This is a genomic window from Bacillus sp. SIMBA_026 (genome assembly GCF_046535335.1).
GTDB classification, from domain to species: domain Bacteria; phylum Bacillota; class Bacilli; order Bacillales; family Bacillaceae; genus Bacillus; species Bacillus velezensis.
Genome location: NZ_JAWRWX010000002.1, coordinates 112759 through 130046, shown reverse-complemented (window position 1 = coordinate 130046; position 17288 = coordinate 112759). Strand labels below are relative to the sequence as shown.

17 protein-coding genes are annotated in these 17288 nt (G+C 47.4%); 4 read left to right on the top strand and 13 right to left on the bottom strand.

Translation table 11 applies throughout. The features are described 5' to 3' along the window. Positions 1-160 precede the first annotated feature (160 nt). Positions 161-379, top strand: coding sequence for a hypothetical protein (locus SB847_RS11380; protein ID WP_007408668.1), 219 nt, complete (start codon positions 161-163; stop codon positions 377-379). Between the two features lie 44 nt (positions 380-423). Here SB847_RS11380 and nupQ read toward each other — a convergent pair whose 3' ends face one another. The 6 genes from nupQ to malK form a co-directional block, all read right to left on the bottom strand. Beyond that, the gene (nupQ, locus tag SB847_RS11375) at positions 424-1383 is read right to left on the bottom strand and encodes a guanosine ABC transporter permease NupQ (protein ID WP_003152071.1); all 960 of its coding nucleotides are present in this window, start codon (positions 1381-1383) and stop codon (positions 424-426) included. After that, positions 1384-2430, bottom strand: coding sequence for an ABC transporter permease (locus SB847_RS11370; protein ID WP_410563270.1), 1047 nt, complete (start codon positions 2428-2430; stop codon positions 1384-1386). It lies immediately after the preceding gene. Then, positions 2423-3955 carry an ABC transporter ATP-binding protein gene (locus tag SB847_RS11365; RefSeq protein WP_410563268.1) on the bottom strand — a complete coding sequence of 511 codons (1533 nt, stop codon included), beginning with the start codon at positions 3953-3955 and terminating at the stop codon, positions 2423-2425. Before SB847_RS11365 ends, SB847_RS11370 begins: the two co-directional genes overlap by 8 nt. Before the next feature lie 140 nt (positions 3956-4095). Next, a complete protein-coding gene (locus SB847_RS11360; protein WP_410563265.1) occupies positions 4096-5169 on the bottom strand; it encodes a BMP family lipoprotein in 1074 nt (357 codons plus the stop codon). Positions 5170-5570: 401 nt separating this feature from the next. Then, positions 5571-6278 (bottom strand): response regulator, encoded by a 708-nt coding sequence (locus SB847_RS11355; protein WP_029326021.1) that lies wholly within the window; start codon positions 6276-6278, stop codon positions 5571-5573. Beyond that, positions 6271-7872 carry a malate sensor histidine kinase MalK gene (malK, locus tag SB847_RS11350; RefSeq protein WP_029326022.1) on the bottom strand — a complete coding sequence of 534 codons (1602 nt, stop codon included), beginning with the start codon at positions 7870-7872 and terminating at the stop codon, positions 6271-6273. The genes SB847_RS11355 and malK overlap by 8 nt, the downstream gene beginning before the upstream one ends. 174 nt (positions 7873-8046) lie before the next feature. On the opposite strand from malK, the gene SB847_RS11345 reads away from it, so the two are divergent. Further along, a complete protein-coding gene (locus SB847_RS11345) occupies positions 8047-8604 on the top strand; it encodes a YufK family protein (protein WP_007408662.1) in 558 nt (185 codons plus the stop codon). Positions 8605-8618: 14 nt separating this feature from the next. On the opposite strand, the gene SB847_RS11340 is transcribed toward SB847_RS11345, so the two are convergent. The 3 genes from SB847_RS11340 to SB847_RS11330 all read right to left on the bottom strand — a co-directional run bounded on the left by SB847_RS11340 (position 8619) and on the right by SB847_RS11330 (position 12262). Then, complete coding sequence (locus SB847_RS11340; protein WP_007408661.1) at positions 8619-9032, bottom strand: thiol-disulfide oxidoreductase DCC family protein; 414 nt, start codon at positions 9030-9032, stop codon at positions 8619-8621. Between the two features lie 21 nt (positions 9033-9053). Further along, on the bottom strand, positions 9054-10928 hold the full coding sequence (locus SB847_RS11335; protein ID WP_012118304.1) for a transglycosylase domain-containing protein: 1875 nt from the start codon (positions 10926-10928) through the stop codon (positions 9054-9056). Between the two features lie 89 nt (positions 10929-11017). Then, positions 11018-12262, bottom strand: a complete 1245-nt coding sequence (locus SB847_RS11330) for a multidrug efflux MFS transporter (RefSeq protein ID WP_410577842.1) — start codon at positions 12260-12262, stop codon at positions 11018-11020. Positions 12263-12413: 151 nt separating this feature from the next. Here SB847_RS11330 and kapD point away from each other — a divergent pair, with 151 nt between their 5' ends. Beyond that, positions 12414-13031: a 3'-5' exonuclease KapD gene (gene kapD / locus SB847_RS11325; protein WP_003152084.1), complete on the top strand. Its 618-nt coding sequence runs from the start codon at positions 12414-12416 to the stop codon at positions 13029-13031. 24 nt (positions 13032-13055) lie between these two features. Here kapD and kapB read toward each other — a convergent pair whose 3' ends face one another. From kapB to SB847_RS11310, 3 genes are all read right to left on the bottom strand, one after another. Beyond that, complete coding sequence (kapB, locus tag SB847_RS11320) at positions 13056-13442, bottom strand: kinase-associated lipoprotein KapB (protein ID WP_015240473.1); 387 nt, start codon at positions 13440-13442, stop codon at positions 13056-13058. 47 nt (positions 13443-13489) lie between these two features. After that, on the bottom strand, positions 13490-14773 hold the full coding sequence (locus tag SB847_RS11315) for an ATP-binding protein (protein ID WP_410577840.1): 1284 nt from the start codon (positions 14771-14773) through the stop codon (positions 13490-13492). Between the two features lie 123 nt (positions 14774-14896). Then, on the bottom strand, positions 14897-16060 hold the full coding sequence (locus SB847_RS11310) for a MalY/PatB family protein (RefSeq protein WP_410577838.1): 1164 nt from the start codon (positions 16058-16060) through the stop codon (positions 14897-14899). An 86-nt stretch (positions 16061-16146) separates the two neighbouring features. Here SB847_RS11310 and SB847_RS11305 point away from each other — a divergent pair, with 86 nt between their 5' ends. Next, positions 16147-16407: a DUF1871 family protein gene (locus SB847_RS11305; protein ID WP_003152094.1), complete on the top strand. Its 261-nt coding sequence runs from the start codon at positions 16147-16149 to the stop codon at positions 16405-16407. A 25-nt stretch (positions 16408-16432) separates the two neighbouring features. Here SB847_RS11305 and SB847_RS11300 read toward each other — a convergent pair whose 3' ends face one another. Next, on the bottom strand, positions 16433-17254 hold the full coding sequence (locus SB847_RS11300) for an alpha/beta fold hydrolase (protein ID WP_032876825.1): 822 nt from the start codon (positions 17252-17254) through the stop codon (positions 16433-16435). Positions 17255-17288: the final 34 nt, after the last annotated feature.

The following is a 17288-nucleotide window of genomic DNA, read 5'->3' as shown; positions in this document are numbered from 1 at the left end:
GTACAAATTATATCGCACTTTTTTTTACCCTGCTACGGCATAATGTATTCCTTTCTGTATTTTTGTGGTCTTTTGAACCCAAAATAAATTTATCAAATATCCTGATCTTTGTATATACATTTATCTTTCAGATCAAGCTTTTAAAAAAGGAGCTGGTCAGATGAAGAGAAAGGCGGCGGCCTGTATTGGAATATTTTGTTCTATTATTGCAGGAACATTCATAGCGGACGATTTCTGCAAAACGCGGCAGCAGACGGAGGCAGATAATTGGGAGCGTTTTTTTCTCGGTGCGGAATACGCGGAAGACAAGCTGAGTGCGGCTGAATCAATGCAAACGCCGTTTCAGCCGCGTGAGTATATCAGAATCGTATATAGATGAAAAGAGTTCCGGCACCAGGGTGCGGAACTCTTTTTGTGTGGTGATCAGCGTTTTCCTTTAATGTAAGGGATGCCGTTGGCCTTAGGCGCATCCGCGCGGCCGATGAAGCCGGCAAGCGCGAGAATGGTCAGAATGTAAGGAGCCATCAGCATGTATACATTCGGAATGTCTTTGAACAGGGGCAAAAGCGAGCCGATAATGCTCAAACTCTGTGCAAACCCGAAGAACAGCGCAGCCCCGAGCGCGCCGATCGGATGCCATTTGCCGAAAACCAGCGCGGCGAGAGCGATAAAGCCTTGCCCGGAAATGGTGGAGTGCGTGAAATCAAGTGCGATCGTGGAAGCATACACACCGCCGCCGAGCCCGCCGAACAGTCCGCTGATCATGACGCCGATATAGCGCATGCCGAACACGTTGATTCCCATCGTATCGGCCGCCATCGGATGTTCCCCGACAGAACGGATGCGGAGGCCGAACGGCGTTTTGAATAAAATAAACCAGGAAACAAAGGCCAGTACGATGGCTAAAATCGACGTATAATATACGTCGGAAAAGAAAATCTTTCCTAAAACCGGAATATCGCTTAACCCGGGAATGTTCGTTTTGTAAAAGGGCTCCGGGATTTTATCAGTCTGCGCCTTTCCGTAGATCAGCTTGACGATAAACAGTGTCGCTCCTAACGCGAGCATATTGATCGCCACACCGGTTACCGTCTGATCGGCGCGGAAAGAAACCGCGGCGGCCGCGTGGATCAGTGAGAACAGTCCGCCGGCAATCATAGCCGCAGCCAGAGCGAGCCACGGAGCGGCGGCCCCAAGCTCACGTCCGAAAAATAAGTTGAACATGACGCTTGTAAAGGCGCCGATAATCATCAGTCCTTCAAGACCGATGTTGACAACTCCAGATCTTTCAGAAAATACGCCGCCGAGAGCGGTTAAAATAAGCGGAGCCGCATATACGAGTGTTGCCGGGACAATAATGGATAAAATCTGCAGGAAGTCCACTTACTTCGCCCCCTTTTTCTTCAATTTATCAAGGATGAGACGGATGGCGTAGCTTGATGCCACAAACAAAATAATAATGGCGATGACGATGTCAACGACTTCAGAAGGCACGCCGGATTCAATCGGCATATTTAATGCCCCGACTTTAAGGCCGCCGAGAAGACATGCCGCCAGAATCACGCCGATTGCCGTGCTGCCGCCGAGAAGCGCAACCGCAATGCCGTCGAAGCCGACGCCGGTAAAGGCGCCCTTAACCGCCGCGTATTGAAAGGTTCCGAGTCCTTCCATCGCCCCGGCAAGCCCTGCGAAGGCGCCGGAAATCATCATGGCGTACATCATATTTTTTCTGACGCTCATTCCGGCGTATTGTGCGGCGTGCTGGTTAAAGCCGACAGCCCGGAATTCAAATCCGCTTTTTGTTTTATGAATAATAAACCACATGAGGACTGCCGCAAACAGAGCGATCAGAATGCCCCAGTGAAGGCGGGAGTAATCTGTCAGCTGCTCTAAAAACGGCGAGCGGAGCGACGCGCTTTCCTGAATTTTGTCTGTTTTGTCCCGGTGGTCCGTCATGACATCGGAAATGAGATAATTGGTTAAATGAAGAGCGATATAATTCATCATGATCGTGACAATCACTTCGTGGACAAAAAAACGGGCTTTTAAAAATCCGGGAATCAGGCCCCAAATGCCGCCCGCAGCCGCAGCCGCCAATAACGAAAGCGGAAGGTGGATGTAAGCGGGGGCGTCAAAGGAAGCGCCGACCCACACCGCGGCGGTCCAGCCGACAAGGAGCTGTCCTTCAACCCCGATATTAAACAGGCCGGTCCGAAATGCGAATGCCACGGCCAATCCGGACAAAATATATGGCGTAATCTGCCGGATCGATTCCCCGATGTAATACACTTCACCGAAAATGCCGCTCCAAAGAGCCGAATACCCGCTTACGACATTGTAGCCGCTGGCGAGCATGATGACCGCACCCGCAGCTAAGCCAAGGATGATCGCAATCAGCGGCACAGCCAGATGAGAAAGTCGATTAATCATGTGTTTTCCCCGCCTCCATTTGCTTACTACCCGCCATTAAAAGCCCGAGCTCCTGCTCGTTTGTTTCAAGCGGATTGACGTTTGCGATGATGCTGCCTTCAAAGATGACGGCGATGCGATCGCTGAGATTCATTATTTCATCAAGTTCAAAAGATAACAGAAGCACCGCTTTACCGGCGTCACGCTGCTCAATGAGCTTTTTATGGACGAATTCAATCGCGCCGACATCGAGTCCCCGCGTCGGCTGGGCCGCAATTAAAAGATCCGGGTTTCTGTCCACTTCCCGGCCGATAATGGCCTTTTGCTGATTCCCTCCGGAGAGAGCGCGCGCAGGCGTATATTCATCAGGTGTTCTGACATCGTATTCTTCAATCAGGCTTCGCGCTTTGTCATAAATCGTGTGTTTATTTAATATGCCGAAAGAAGAGTAGGGCTTTTGGTAATAACTTTGCAGCACGATATTTTCTCCGATCGGAAAATCAAGGACGAGCCCGTGTTTATGCCTGTCCTGCGGAATATGCCCGATGCCGGCTTCAGTGACTTTCCTGGGCGGCATGTTTTGCAGCTGTTTGCCGTTTAACGTGATCGTGCCGGCATTTGTTTTTCTGAGACCTGTAATGGCTTCAATTAATTCAGACTGGCCGTTTCCGTCAACGCCCGCAATGCCGACGATTTCACCGGCTCTGACTGAGAGGGAGAGCTGTTTGACCGCCTCAACGCCGCGCGCGTCCTTCACCGTTACATCAGAAAGCGAAAGCACTTCTTGTTTCGGATCGGCCGGCTTTTTATCCGTCTTGAATGACACTTCGCGTCCGACCATAAGGCTTGCCAGTTCATCTTGATCCGTATGTCCGACATCGAGTGTTGTAATGCCTTTTCCTTTCCGGATAATGGTAACACGGTCGCAGACTTCCATAATTTCTTTTAATTTGTGGGTGATGAGGATAATCGATTTTCCTTCATTGACAAGATTTTTCATAATCTGAATCAGTTCTTGAATTTCGTGCGGAGTCAGCACCGCGGTCGGCTCGTCAAAAATGAGAATGTCGGCGCCCCGGTAGAGGGTCTTTAATATTTCCGCCCGCTGCTGCATACCGACGGAAATATCGGCAACTTTGGCTTCAGGATCAATGTGCAGGCCGTAACGGTCGGAAATATCGCGCACGTCCCGGTCGGCGCGCTGTCTGTCAATTCGGCCGAACGTTTTCGGCTCTTTTCCGAGAATGATATTTTCTGAGACGGTAAAGGTGTCCACAAGCATAAAATGCTGGTGCACCATCCCGATGCCGAGATCGTTGGCTTTGTTCGGGCTGTTGATGTGAACGCGTTCGCCCCGCACCCGGATCTCGCCTTTTTCCGGCTGATACAGGCCGAATAAAACGTTCATGAGTGTCGATTTTCCGGCGCCGTTTTCACCGAGAAGGGCGTGTATTTCGCCTTTTTTCACTTGAAGCGTGACGTCATCATTGGCGACGATTCCGGGAAACTCCTTGCGTATATTAAGCATTTCAATGATATAATCCACCGATTTGACGCTCCTTTTCAGAGATACTTTGATGAGAAAGAGCTTGGCAAAAGAAAAGCTGCAAGAGATGCAGCTTTTCCTTCACCGCTCTTTTCATAAAAGAGAGGGGATAAGACGGAAGTCTCCTTATCCCCTGGTTCTTACTCAGCCTTGAAGGATTTCAATTCTTTTTCAGTTGAAGGGATCTCGAGTCCGTCCGCGATTTTCTTCTTCCAATCGTCTGTTGCTTTGATGACATCGTCAGAAAGGTTCTCCTTGTGATCCGAGATGCCGACTGCATCTTGCGCCAAACCGTATGTTAATGTTTTGCCGCCCGGGAATTTCCCGTCACTCGCTTTTTTCGTTAAGTCCTCTACGGCTGTATCCACTTTTTTGACCATTGATGTCAGAGTGACATTGTCTTTTGTGCCTTTGACTTGACCTTCCGCGTACTGGTCTTTATCAACACCGATAACCCATACGTTCCGCTTCGGATCTTCTTTTTTCAGATTTTTCGCTTCTGTGAAGACGCCCGTTCCCGTTGCGCCGGCCGCGTGATAAATGACGTCAACGCCTGATTTGTACATACTTTCAGCCGTCGCCTTGCCGACATCGGCTTTGTCAAATCCGCCCGCATATTTCACTTCGACGGTCGCTTTCGGATTTGCGGCTTGTACACCCGCGCGGAAGCCGATTTCGAATTTTTTGATCAATTCAGACTCCATTCCGCCCACGAATCCGACTTTTCCCGTTTTGCTCGATAGCGCAGCGGCCGCTCCCACGAGGAATGAACCTTCCTGCTCCTTAAATGTAAGGCTCGCCACGTTGTCTTTTTTGACAACGGCGTCAATGATCGCAAAATTTGTGTCTTTGCGCTGATCGGCGATTTCGCTGATGGAATCCTGCATCAGATACCCGACGCCGTAAATCAGGTCAAAGTGTTCCCGCGCTAATTTATTTAAGTTCGTTGTATAGTCTGCATCTGATTTTGATTGAAGATAGTCAAAACCGCTTTTGCCTTTTGTAAGCCCGTTGTCTTTTCCGAATGCCTGGATGCCTTCCCAGGCGGACTGGTTAAATGATTTGTCATCGACACCGCCGATATCCGTTACCATGCCGACGGTAAAGTTTTTGCTGCCGGAGCTGTTTGCTTTGTCACTTGAACCGCATGCGCTTAATATGGTTCCGGCCGCCGCGATGAGCGCCATCGCCATTCCGATTTTGCGTTTTTTCAAAGATATAACCCCCCTGTAAAATATGGCTGTGCCGTTCAATTCAGACTTGAGTCCCCGTACCGGATGCGGAATCGAAAAAACTTTCTGATAATAACGATGAGACGTCTCTCTTTTTCCCGTCTTGAGCGGCTGTCTCTTCCGGATTCGGGACTTATGACTTACCTGAAATGATCTGCTAACCAATCATAATTTATCATTTTACCCGCCATAAATAAATAGAAATTTGCTTATTTTTAAAAAAATATCAATTTTATGAATCGGCTTCCTCATCTGGATAAAACAGAGGAGGATCAGCCAGGTCATTATCCTTATATAGCATACAAAAAAGGAATCTCAAGCCTTTTGTCACGGGATATGACAGTAAAAAAGCACCGTTCACAGCGGAACGGCGCTTTTTGACATTATAAATATTGTTTGATGCTGCTGACATTGCCTGTGTTGATATGGTATTGAAAGACGGGCCTTCCGATTGTGCCGTACGCCATCTCTACATTCAGCACTTGAATGTCTTCCAGAAATTTAAGGTACTTCCGGATGGAGACTTGCGAGATTTCAGTATGCTTGGCGAGATCTTCCGTAGTAAAAGAACTGTCGCCGAAAGACTCAATGCTCGCCCAGATGAGTTTAAGCGTGCTCTTTGTCAATCCCTTCGGAAGGTGAACCTTTTCCGCCGCTTCTTTCTTTTGAAAAAGCTCGGCATCCAATTCTTTCTGTGTCATGCTTCTGTGTGATTGATAAACTTTCTGCTTGCGTCTGTAGTCGGAAAGAGCGGTTTGAAAGCGGTCAAATTCAAATGGTTTGATTAAATAATCGACGGCGCCGTACCGAAGCGTTTTTTTAATGACGTCCAGCTCGCTTGCGGCCGAAATGACGATGACATCAACCGATTCATTCTGCTTGCGGATTTCCGTTAAAAGCTCAAGCCCGTTTTTTCCCGGCATGTAAATGTCAAGAAGGATGAGATCGATATGATGCTCGCTCAGCACGTGCAGCGCGCTTTGAAAGGATGATGCGATCCCTTTCAGCTGAAATCCTTCAATCTGGCTGAGATAGCGCTTATTTAATTCACCCACCATGGGGTCGTCTTCAACTATGAGTACATTAATCATCATTTTCCTCCTTCGGTTCATACGGAATGCGAAGACTGAAAGTCGTTCCTTCATTCTTTTCACTTGTCACAATCATATGGCCTTTTAAATTTTCTGTTGCCTGCTGGGTGAAATAGAGGCCGAACCCCCGGTTTGTCCCTTTCGTGGAATAACCTTGTTCAAAAATACGGGCTTGGTCTGCCGCAGACATTCCGGCTCCCGTGTCCGTAATCTCTATATCAAGCTGGCGATCCTGAAACCGCATTGAGCACGTAATGTTTTTTTTCGGCATCTGCGCCACCGCGTCGAGCGCGTTGTTTAACAGGTTTCCGATAATCGTAATGAGCTCATGGATGACGGCCGGATCCGCCGCATTCGGGATCAGGCTGCCGAGCTGAATGTCCAGATCAGCGCCCTGTTCGCGTATGTAGCTTTGTTTTCCTAGAAGAAACCCTGCGAGAACCGGACTTTTGACATCACTTATAATCTCGCTTGTTTCCGTCTTCTGCTGAATGGCAATGTCTTTAATGTAAGTGCCGAGATCATCGTATTCTTTTAACTGGACAAGCCCTAAAATGACATGAAGCTTATTCATGAATTCATGAGACTGGGCTCTTAATGCGTTTGCATACATTTTAACACCGGACAGCTGTTCTGCTAAATGTTTGACCTCCGTTTTGTCCCTGAACGTGGCGATCGCTCCGACGGTTTGTCCTTTCAGATGAATCGGAACCTCATTAAAGACCAGCTCAAGTCCGTTAATGCGGATATCTCTGTCCTGAAGCGGTTTTTTCGTTTCAATCACCTGTTTCAGCCGGCTTTTCGGGAGAATATCGTTCACATCTTGATCGACCGGATTAGTCGGAATACCCATTTTAATAAAAAGCCGTTTCGCCTCTGCATTGGCGAGCTTGATTTTTCCCCGCGCGTCAACCGCCAGAATGCCTTCCTTCGTTGATTCGAGCATGGCGCTCCGCTCTTCCAGGAGGGTGGCGATTTCATAGGGCTCAAGACCGTACATAATGTTTTTGACGGTGCGGGCGACAATGACGGCTCCGATGACGCCGACAAAAATACTTACGCAGATGATGAAATAAAGCGGTCTCAAACTGTGGCTGACGACATCCTGTATTTTGTTAAGCGAAATTCCGACCGAAACGACGCCCACTTGTTTTTTATCTTTTCCATAGATCGGTACGAAGGCTCTCATGGATTTTCCGAGCGTTCCCGCTGATGTGCTCGTTTTGATATGGCCGTGCATCGCCGGCTGTTCATCTCCGCCGGTGAATTTCTTCCCGATTTTATTTGCGTCGGGGTGGGTGAGGCGGATGCTGTTCATATCCATCACCACGACAAATTCGGTTCCTGTCGTATGCTGGACGTCTAATGTATAATCCCGGAGCTCTTTCAGCCCTTTTCTTGTTTGCAATGCCTGCGCGACACTCGGTGTTTCCGCGACCAGCTTTGCGGTGCGCAGCGCGGTTGTCCGTTCTTCTTCTTTCACGCGGTCTGCTGTTTGGACGCTGATCGTGAAAAAGGTGATACAAAGTGCGATAAGGACGACAATACAGACGAATATCGTTAATCGGGTTTGCAATTTTAATGTTTTTTTCATAACAGCCTTCCTTACGTTTATCATTCCCGCGTTCTACTTTACTCCGAAAAAGCCGGTTTGTGAAGATCAGGCCCTTATTTCGTAAAAGTGAGGAAAAATGGAATTTTTTATCTTGTCAATGTGTTTTAAGTCCTCCATAATAAGTGAGGTAGATTACAGAAAGGGACTTTTTATATGAAAAATACTTATTGGACGGGTTATTTTCCGCTCGTTGCGATTCTGCTTTTTAGTTCGTCATTATCCATTTCTACCTCGCTTTATGTCATGAAGATACTTCAGACGCTCGGCATGTATCAGGGGATGCTGGATTATTTCTCTGAGAAAGGGATCAGACTGGCGCTTTTTGCAGCGTTCGCCCTTGTGTATTTTATGCTTTTTTCGGCTTTGAAGCTGATTGCAAACACAGTGACAGAGCTGTCTCTTTTGTTTTTCACAAATGACCCTGAGGGGGACAATCTGAAAAAAATCAGATTAGGCTCTTTAATTTATGTAGGCGGAGGAATTCTTTCCTTTGCGCTCGTGCAGAATGGTTTTTGGATTGCGGCGTTATTTGCCGTTGTTACGCTCGTTTATTTGATTTTCATGGTGTACAGAATCTATTCGACACTCTCTATCGTTTCGCTGATCGGTTTTATATTGCTTGAGATTCTGTTTTGGTTTACTTTTGTTATCGGTATTTTGTACATCTTTATCAAGCTTTATAATAGCATAATGGCTAGCTTACCTGTGTAAGCTAGCCATTTTTGTTAAGACAGAAATCTATTTTTGATCTCAGGGGAGGGGAGCATGCATGCTTCCCTTTTTCCGAACCATTTGTAACGGCGCCGGGCGATGAAAGAATAGGCTCTGTCCCTGAGGGGGCGGGGCACTGCGAAAAAAACCGCTGACAGCCGCCAGGCTCCGCGGAGATGACGGGAAACCTTTAACACGGCTGCGGATTTTTTGTATATCCGCCCGTTCTCGATAAAAATCATGCTGTCAAATTGTTCTGTCGGAAGTCCTTCTGATGCCAAAAGCTCCCGGGCGGTATCTGATTGCAATGATGCAAATGAGATTTTGCCGGCCGGATCGCGTTTAATGATGAATTGAACGGCGCCATTGCATAAGTTGCAGACGCCGTCAAACAAAAGCACGCGGTCCGGAAGCTGAGCTGGTTTCAAAGCGGATCCCCTCCGTTATCTTTAATAAGCTGCCTGCAGCGTGTTTTTCCAGATCGAAAGCTGAGGGCTTGCGTCATGAAGGTATTCGACGCTTGACGGTGTATCCTTGCCGACCCATACCCCCATCGTATAAGCGTCCGTCAGGCCGACAAACCACATATCGTGATAGTCATTTGACGTTCCTGATTTTCCGCCGACGTACGGAGCTTTAAAGTTCGCTTTTTTTCCTGTACCGCTTTTGACGACGGCTTTCATCATTTCTTTGATCTGCATGTTGGTCCGCACGCTGAATACCTGCGTCGGCTCATCTTTCCATTTTAATATCGTTTTTCCTTTTAAATCAGTCACTTTTGTAATCGCGTGACTCGGCGTATAAACGCCGTTGTTGCCGAACGTGGTGTACGCATTGGTCATTTCAAGCGGCGTCATGCCGTTTGTAAAACCGCCAAGCGCCGCAGGCAGACGGTAATCCGCGCTGACCAGCTTCGCAAAATGAAACGGTTCAAGGTAGCTGAACGCCTTATTGACGCCGACGCGGTCCATGATTCTGATGGCCGGTGTGTTGTACGAGTATTTAAACGCCGTTTCCAGCGTGACCGTGCCGTACGTGCGGTTATTATAGTTCTGCGGGCAGTAATCCGCACTGCAGAATTTGCTTGCGTCAATCTTGCTGTGTGGCGTTGCGCCGGTCTTTTCAATGTAAGGTCCGTAATCAAGCAGCGGCTTAATGGATGAACCGGGCTGTCTGTATGCTTGATAGGCGCGGTTGAAATCATATTTATGATAATCTTTCCCGCCTGAAAGCGCGATAATCTGATGTGTCTGATGATTAATCACGGCCGCTCCGCCCTGGACGCCTGCATACGGCAGATTTTGATTCACTTGGGCAACGACCTGGTTTTGCATATACGGATTCAGCGCCGTATAAATCTTCACGCCGTCTTTTAACAATGTGCTGACTCTGTCGGAAAGCTCACTCTGTATTTTTTGTTTCGCCTTTCCGGAAGCTTTTTCAAGACGTTTGTCATAGCCTTCGGATGATGAAACAAGCTGTGTGAATTCATCATTTACATAGGAAACATAGTCAGGATATTTATTTGTTTTTTCGTTTATATCAAGCTTGATCTTTTCCTTTTCGGCTTTTTTCAGCTGTTTCCCGGATATAACGCCTGCTTTTTTTAATCCGTTAAGCAATCTGACTTGTCGTTTTTTCGTATAATCAAAATGCTTGAGAGGATCATATAATGTAGGGTTATTAGGGATGGCGCAGATAAAGGCCATCTCTCCCAAAGTGAGAGATTTCAGCGGCTTGCTGAAATAAAATTGTGCCGCCGAACCGACACCGTATACGCCGTTATTAAAATAAATCGTATTTAAGTAGCCTTCTAAAATCTCATCTTTGCTGTATTTTTTCTCAAGCTGATAGGAATAGGCCAGCTCCGTCAGTTTTCGGCTGAAGGTGCGTTCATGGCTTAAATACACATTCCTTGCCAGCTGCTGGGTGATGGTGCTGGCGCCCTGGTCAATTTTATGATCTTTGAAATTGGAGGCGGCCGCCCTGACCATCCCCATAAAGTCAAACCCTTTATGCTCATAAAAATGACGGTCTTCAGAGGTTAAAAACAGTTGTTTTACCTCATTCGGTATTTTATTAAAGGGCACGATCACGCGGTTCTCATGATCGCTGACAATCTCAGAAACAAGGCTTCCGTCCCTGTCATACATGTAACTGTTTTGAACCAGGTTGATCGCTTTTAAATCAATATGTTTATCGAGCACCTGATCAAAAGGCTTGATTTGTTTTACCTCTTTGCCGGAAGCAATAACTGTAAATGCACACAACGGGATAATGCCGAGCAGCAAAATCCATCCGATTATTTTACGTACCATGGTCACTCTCTTTTCTCCTGATTTCTAGCCATATCGTATCATTCTTTTAAGAATACGAGAAGGTTAAATTTAGAAGAAATCGTGATCGCTGCCGGTCAGCCCGCATTTGACGCTGTATCCTTTTGCAGATGTCCCGCCATCCATAAAAGCCCCGCGCCTATTAAAAAGAGAAAGGCGGTGACGTAGAAAGCAGCCGAAATGGAAAAGCCGCTCGAGACCGCACCTCCGAGCAAAGGGCCGAGCACATTTCCGAGAAAACGAAAGCTGACGTTATAGCCGAGCACCTCTCCCTGGATGCTGCCCGGCGCCCTGACGCGGATCGCGGCCGTAATGCAGGGGAGCGTGCCGCCCATGACCATGCCGAACAGAAATCTGAAGACTAACAGAATGGAGAGGGAGGAGGCGAGCGCCTGCGGAATGAAAAACACCGCTGAGGCAATCAAAAGCACGATTAAGATCCGGCTGTGGCCGAAGCGGTCGCCGAAGTCCCCCCATTTCCGGGCAAGCAGTAAGCTTCCGAGTCCGGTCGCTGAAAACGCCATTCCGGAGAAAAAAGCTAAATTAACAGGTCCGTGCAGCTCATTGACATATAAAGCGAGCAGCGGCTGAATACTGAAATTGCCGGTCTGCACGATCATGGTAAGCACCATCATCGCCCAAAGCGCGGGCTGGTGAAAAATATAAGAGAGCACCTGTTTTCTGGAGTAGGTTTTCTGCTTGTTTTGTTTCTCGCCGAGCGGCTGCTCATTCACCTGAAATAAAACGAGAAGCACAGATGCGAAAATAACAAAAGACGTAATAAAAAACGTGTACGTAAACCCGAAGCTGTCAGCGAGCAGCCCGCCCAGCATCGGTCCGAATAAAGTGCCTGACACCTGACCCATCTGCAGCGTGCCGAGCGTTTTCCCGGCAGTATCTTTCGGCGTCTGCGCCGAAATCATGGCAAGCGATGTCGGAACAAAGCCTGTTACTAGACCCATAAGCAGCCGCAGGACAAACAGCTGATAAACGGATGTCACAAACCCCATCAATAAAATGCTGACGGCAATGCCGGTGCCTGTAATCAAGAGAATTTTTTTGTAGCCGCGCTTATCGCCGAATCTGCCCCAAAACGGGGAAATCACAAACGCCATTAAAAACGTGACGCCGAACACATACCCGCTCCATCTTTGCACATACCCGCCCGAATGGGGGCTGATCGTTTCGATATATAACGAAAGAAACGGAACAATCATGGTCATGCTGGCGGAAATAAAGAAATTTGTAATCCAAATGACGACGAAGTTCTTCTTACGGACAGAAATAACATCACCTTCTTTACTTTTCGTGTGTCTAATCATAAGTATATAGGAATGAATCCGGTATTTGTATTTTCGATGCGGATATAGGAAAATTCATTATTTTTAGAAAATGAAGAAAGTTTCAGAGGGGAAACTGATATACTATCATAAAATATCATTTTTGATCGGAGGAAAGGCAGGTGTAAAAAAAGTGGATCAGCGCAGTCTGCTCATTATTGATTTTGAATTTACAATGCCTGACGGAAAATACAGCCCGCAAAATTTCTTTCCCGAAATTATTGAAGCGGGAATTGTCAAGACGGTGAATGATGAAGTGACTGAAACGTTTTCGAGTTATATCAAACCGAAAAAATTTCCGAAGCTGACGAAACGATGCAAAACCTTTCTGAACATCACCCAAAAAGACGTGGACGGCGGAATCACGTTTAATGAATTCATCCGCAAATTAAATGAGCTTGATCCTGATAAAAACTGCACGATCGTCACCTGGGGCAATATGGATATGAAAGTGTTAAAGCAAAATTGCATGTTTAACCACATCCCTTTTCCGTTCAAAGGAGAACTTCGGGATCTGTCCCTTGAATACAAAAACTTCTTCGGCGACAGAACATTGACCGGCCTTTGGAAAGCGGCAGAAGAGTATGGCGATAAAGGGACGGGCACGCATCATAAAGCGCTGGATGATGCGCGGACGACATACAAATTATTCAAGCTTGTCGAGCGGGATAAACAATATCTTGAAAAACCGAAACCTCCGACGATCGGTGATCGCGTCGATTTGACTGAACTGTTTCGCCGGGCCACATAAAAAAACCCAATCATGCCGACTGGGTCAAGTTCTTTTAAAATAGTCACGCTCTAACGCGGCCAAGTTGTCGAGCGAACGTTCCGCCCATTCTGAGCCGTCCGCTGTAAGCTGATCTTTCAGCCGGGCAGACGCCGCTTGTAAGGAAGCCGTATAATCAGGCACCTCGCCATCAAACGGTTTGACCATCTGATGCGGTATGTTTGTCTGTTCCCCGAATGCAAGCGCTCTTCTTTCATGAAAAAACGGAACATCCGCCTGCTTCGGATGATGAAGATCTCCTTGAGCGGGATGCGTCAGAACGGCTTTAATTTTCACTAAATAGTGATTGGGCCTGACGTCTGTCACTTCCCCTATGTATGCTCCTGTTTTATAAAACCCTTTTACGATTGTGCCGATTTCAAACGTATTCATAGCGTTCACCTCTCTCTAGTTATTCTATAAAAGATCAACGCGGTTGGCTAGTGAACAGCTGCCGGAAGCCTGACTGAGGCCGTTGTGCCCGAGTGCTCGCCGCTGGTGAAATAGACGGAGCCTTCATGATGCTGAATAATCGAGAATGTCACGGTAAGCCCGAGCCCGGTGCCGTTCGTTTTCAGCGTATAATACGGTTTGCCGAGTTTCTGCAGTTCTTCATCGGACATGCCGATTCCGTTATCCGTAATCTGAATGAGAATCATCTCTTCCTGTTTTTGGACGGAGACCTCGATTCGGCCGTTTTCAGAGGGCACGGCTTCAATACTGTTTTTAATCAGATTAATGAAGGCCTGTTTCAGTTTTTTTACATCGCCGAACACATATAAATCAGGCTCGCTTTGAACAGTCACGGTCACCGATTTAAAATGGGCATAAGACTCCATTAAGGAACCTGTTTCCTTTACGAGCAGAGAAATATCAAACTTTTCTTTTTCATAGTCGTCCTGCTTCGCCATATCGAGATAATTCGTAATGATCGTCTGAGCCCGGTCAAGTTCGGACAGCACAAGTTTCTGATATCCGGAGTGGGATTTGTCCTGAAGCTGCTCGCCGCTGAACAGCAGCTGCACAAAACCTCTGACGACCGTAAGCGGATTGCGGACTTCATGGGCGACGCTTGCCGCAAGCTCGCTGACGACGGCCATTTTTTCTGAGTGAATCAGCCTTGCCCGCATGGATGCATTCTCATCGATGATCTCAATCAAATAAATGCACAGCAAAAGGGAGCTGACTTGAAAAAAAACAGATACTGCCGCCTCATAGTAAACGGAAGATGGATTTTGAAAATTGAAAATATTGGTCGCGGAATAGATGAAGACAGATGCGGTTAATAAGGCGGTTTCAGTGCAGCCGATGAGAAGAGCGAAAAACAGTTTCTTCCCCTTTGAAAAAAAAGGCCATTTCGTTTGGAGCTGGATAGGGATGATGATTAAAAAAGGAATTAAGGATAAGAAAAAAAGAGCGGAAGGTTCAAACCATATGAGCTGAAAAAAAACGGATGCCGCCCCTGCGGCAAGTCCTGCGGCGGTACCGGAATAAAGCAGGCAGACGATAATGGGAATCAGCTGCAAACCGTAACGGACGGAATGAAGCTCCTGGATGGGAAAAGCCGTACATAATAAGGAAGATGACGCTGCAAATACGGCGACCAGCAGGCGGTTCGCTCTCGGCACAAGCAAATCAGGCTTGCTGAGCCAGAAGACTTGATAAAGAAAAATAGGGAATAGAATAAAAGAGAAGTGAAGCAGGTAATCCTTTACAATCTCCATTTATGCGAAATCCTTTCCTATGTAAATATGAATCTATTATAACATCTTTACCGGAAAAAAAAGTATATATTTCTCTAAAGCGAACGCCCTTATCTCATCTGATAAAGGCGTTACTTTCCGTTGCTAAGCGAGCGCTGCTTTCATTCTCTCAAGCCCTTCTTTTACGGCGGCGGCTGAACAGCCGACATTAAGTCTCATAAATCCTTCGCCGCCCGGTCCGTATTTTGTTCCCGGCTCTAATATGATTTTCCCTTTTTTGAGCATTCTTTCTTTGAGGTCGGCATCCGAAAATCCGTATTCGCTGAAATCCAGCCAGATCAAATAGGAAGCGTCAGGCTTCATCATGCGGACTTTCGGCAATTCTTTTCTTAAAAAGTCCTCAGCCAATTTCATATTCCCTTCAATGTAAGGAATCAGCGCGTCAAGCCAAGGGCCTCCCTTTGTATAGGCAGCTTCGATTGCTGCAACCGCAAATGTGTTGAGGCTGGAAATCCCGTTCTGATGCAATGCGGCGGAGAATTTCGCCCGCTTATACCGATCGGGAATGATAATGGCGGATGCCTGAATGCCGGCAATATTAAACGTCTTGCTCGGCGCGACACAAGTAACGGAAATCCGCGCAAACTCCTCAGACAGAAAAGCGAAAGGCGTATGCGGCTTTCCGTACAGCATCAAGTCGGAATGTATCTCGTCAGAAACGACGGTGACGTTATGGGCGGCGCACAGCGATCCGAGCTTCATAAGCTCATCCCGGCTCCACGCTCTGCCGGACGGATTGTGGGGGTTACAAAGAATCATCAGCTTGACCTCAGAATCGTTCAGCTTTTTCTCAAGATCCTCAAAATCCATACAGTAGACGCCGTTTTCTTCCCGTAATGGGTTATGTAAAACCTGCCGTTTGTTTTCCTTGATCATCTGATAAAAAGGCGTATACACCGGTGATTGAATCAACACCGGATCGCCCGGTTCGGTAAAGGCTTGTACGGCCATGCTGATTGCCGTGACAACACCGGGACTGAACGCGATGCTTGCGGGATCGGGCCGGTAGCCGTGCCGCGTCTCAAGCCATGAAGCGACGGCTTCTCTTGTGTTTTCGTCAGGATACGTATAACCGAATATGCCGTGGTCAAGGCGGGCTTTTAAGGCGTCAGTGACCGCTTCGGGAGCGCGGAAATCCATATCGGCAACCCACATCGGAAGCGCATCCGATACGCCGAATAACGTTTCCGCCTTGTCCCATTTCACCGATTGTGTGCCAAGACGGTTTTCTCGAAGATCAAAATTCATGTATGTCACTCCTGTAGTATCATTATTTTGCACAGCGTATCTATGATAAAATAGAATTGCAAACTTTATTATAAGCGGTGATGAAAATGGAAGAAAGCCAAGCGGTCATGGAAATGATGAAAATCATTGCCAAGTGGGACCCGTTTAAATATGGAGAAGATTTTTATGAGACAGAAGCCGTCGACATCGTTCAGGCCGTCTACAGTGAAGACCGTGCCGACAAGCTGGCAGCAGCCATTCAGGATATCTTTGAAGCTTCATTTGAGCAAAAGCTTCCGATCGAAGGCTGCCAAAAGGCCGCCGAGCAGCTTCTGTTCATAAAAGAAAGCAGCTCCTGCACCCCTTAAAAACCGGCGGTTCCGCCGGTTTTTTTTATTGAATAAATTCAAAAATCCGCTCCGAAACAAACTCCGGGCGCTCTTCGGGTACGAGGTGCCCCGTATCCTTGAGTGAATACAGAATGGAATCCGGCAGGTCGTCATGAAGCCGTTTTCCGACTGAGACCGGAACGACCCGGTCTTCTTCTCCCCAGATTAAAAGAGCGGGGTTTTGCACTTTCTTCAAATCCTCGGGCTTTAAATCGCCCTCCCTGTGTCTGATAAACCTTGTCATCGCTTTGAAAATCTGGCGGTCTGTAAATGGTTTTTCGTAACCGTCAATCATTTCCTGATCGATAAGCGTCCGGTCGTGAACGACATTTAACAAGTTGTTCAGCACGCCGTCTTTTGAAAGCCAATACTTAAGATACAGGTCAAAACAAGGCAGATGCGTCCCGAATATAATCGACGGGTGCGAGCGCTTTAAATACCCCGAGCTGCACAGCAGGACGATTTTAGAAAAAAGCTCGGGTCTGAGAAGAGACGCGGATAAGGAAATCTGGCCGCCCATTGAATGGCCGATGAGTGCGGCCCGGCTGATACCGAGCTTTTCCAGAAGTCCGATCAGAAGCTTGGCGAGGTTTGCGTAAGTATATACGAAAGTCCGTGACTTTTCCGATTGCCCGAAAGGAGGCAGGTCAACGGCGATAATATCATAATGGTTTCTGAGCAGCGGGATCAGTTTTCTGAAGCTGAATGCCGAAGATAAAAAACCGTGTACGCAGACGAGTGTCTGTCTGCCGGGATTTTCATAATGCTCGTAATACAGCTCAACTCCGTCTATCGCGGCCCGTTTAATCGGTGAAACAGCTTCCATGAGAGCCTTCGCCGTCCTTTCTTTGTTGTAATGT

Bases quoted from the DNA above. Each gene is read 5' to 3' on its own strand.
- SB847_RS11380 (WP_007408668.1), top strand. From the start codon at position 161: ATGAAGAGAAAGGCGGCGGCCTGTATTGGAATATTTTGTTCTATTATT.
- SB847_RS11370 (WP_410563270.1), bottom strand. From the start codon at position 2,430: ATGATTAATCGACTTTCTCATCTGGCTGTGCCGCTGATTGCGATCATC.
- SB847_RS11355 (WP_029326021.1), bottom strand. From the start codon at position 6,278: ATGATTAATGTACTCATAGTTGAAGACGACCCCATGGTGGGTGAATTA.
- malK (WP_029326022.1), bottom strand. From the start codon at position 7,872: ATGAAAAAAACATTAAAATTGCAAACCCGATTAACGATATTCGTCTGT.
- SB847_RS11345 (WP_007408662.1), top strand. From the start codon at position 8,047: ATGAAAAATACTTATTGGACGGGTTATTTTCCGCTCGTTGCGATTCTG.
- SB847_RS11330 (WP_410577842.1), bottom strand. From the start codon at position 12,262: ATGATTAGACACACGAAAAGTAAAGAAGGTGATGTTATTTCTGTCCGT.
- kapB (WP_015240473.1), bottom strand. From the start codon at position 13,442: ATGAATACGTTTGAAATCGGCACAATCGTAAAAGGGTTTTATAAAACA.
- SB847_RS11315 (WP_410577840.1), bottom strand. From the start codon at position 14,773: ATGGAGATTGTAAAGGATTACCTGCTTCACTTCTCTTTTATTCTATTC.
- SB847_RS11310 (WP_410577838.1), bottom strand. From the start codon at position 16,060: ATGAATTTTGATCTTCGAGAAAACCGTCTTGGCACACAATCGGTGAAA.
- SB847_RS11305 (WP_003152094.1), top strand. From the start codon at position 16,147: ATGGAAGAAAGCCAAGCGGTCATGGAAATGATGAAAATCATTGCCAAG.
- SB847_RS11300 (WP_032876825.1), bottom strand. From the start codon at position 17,254: ATGGAAGCTGTTTCACCGATTAAACGGGCCGCGATAGACGGAGTTGAG.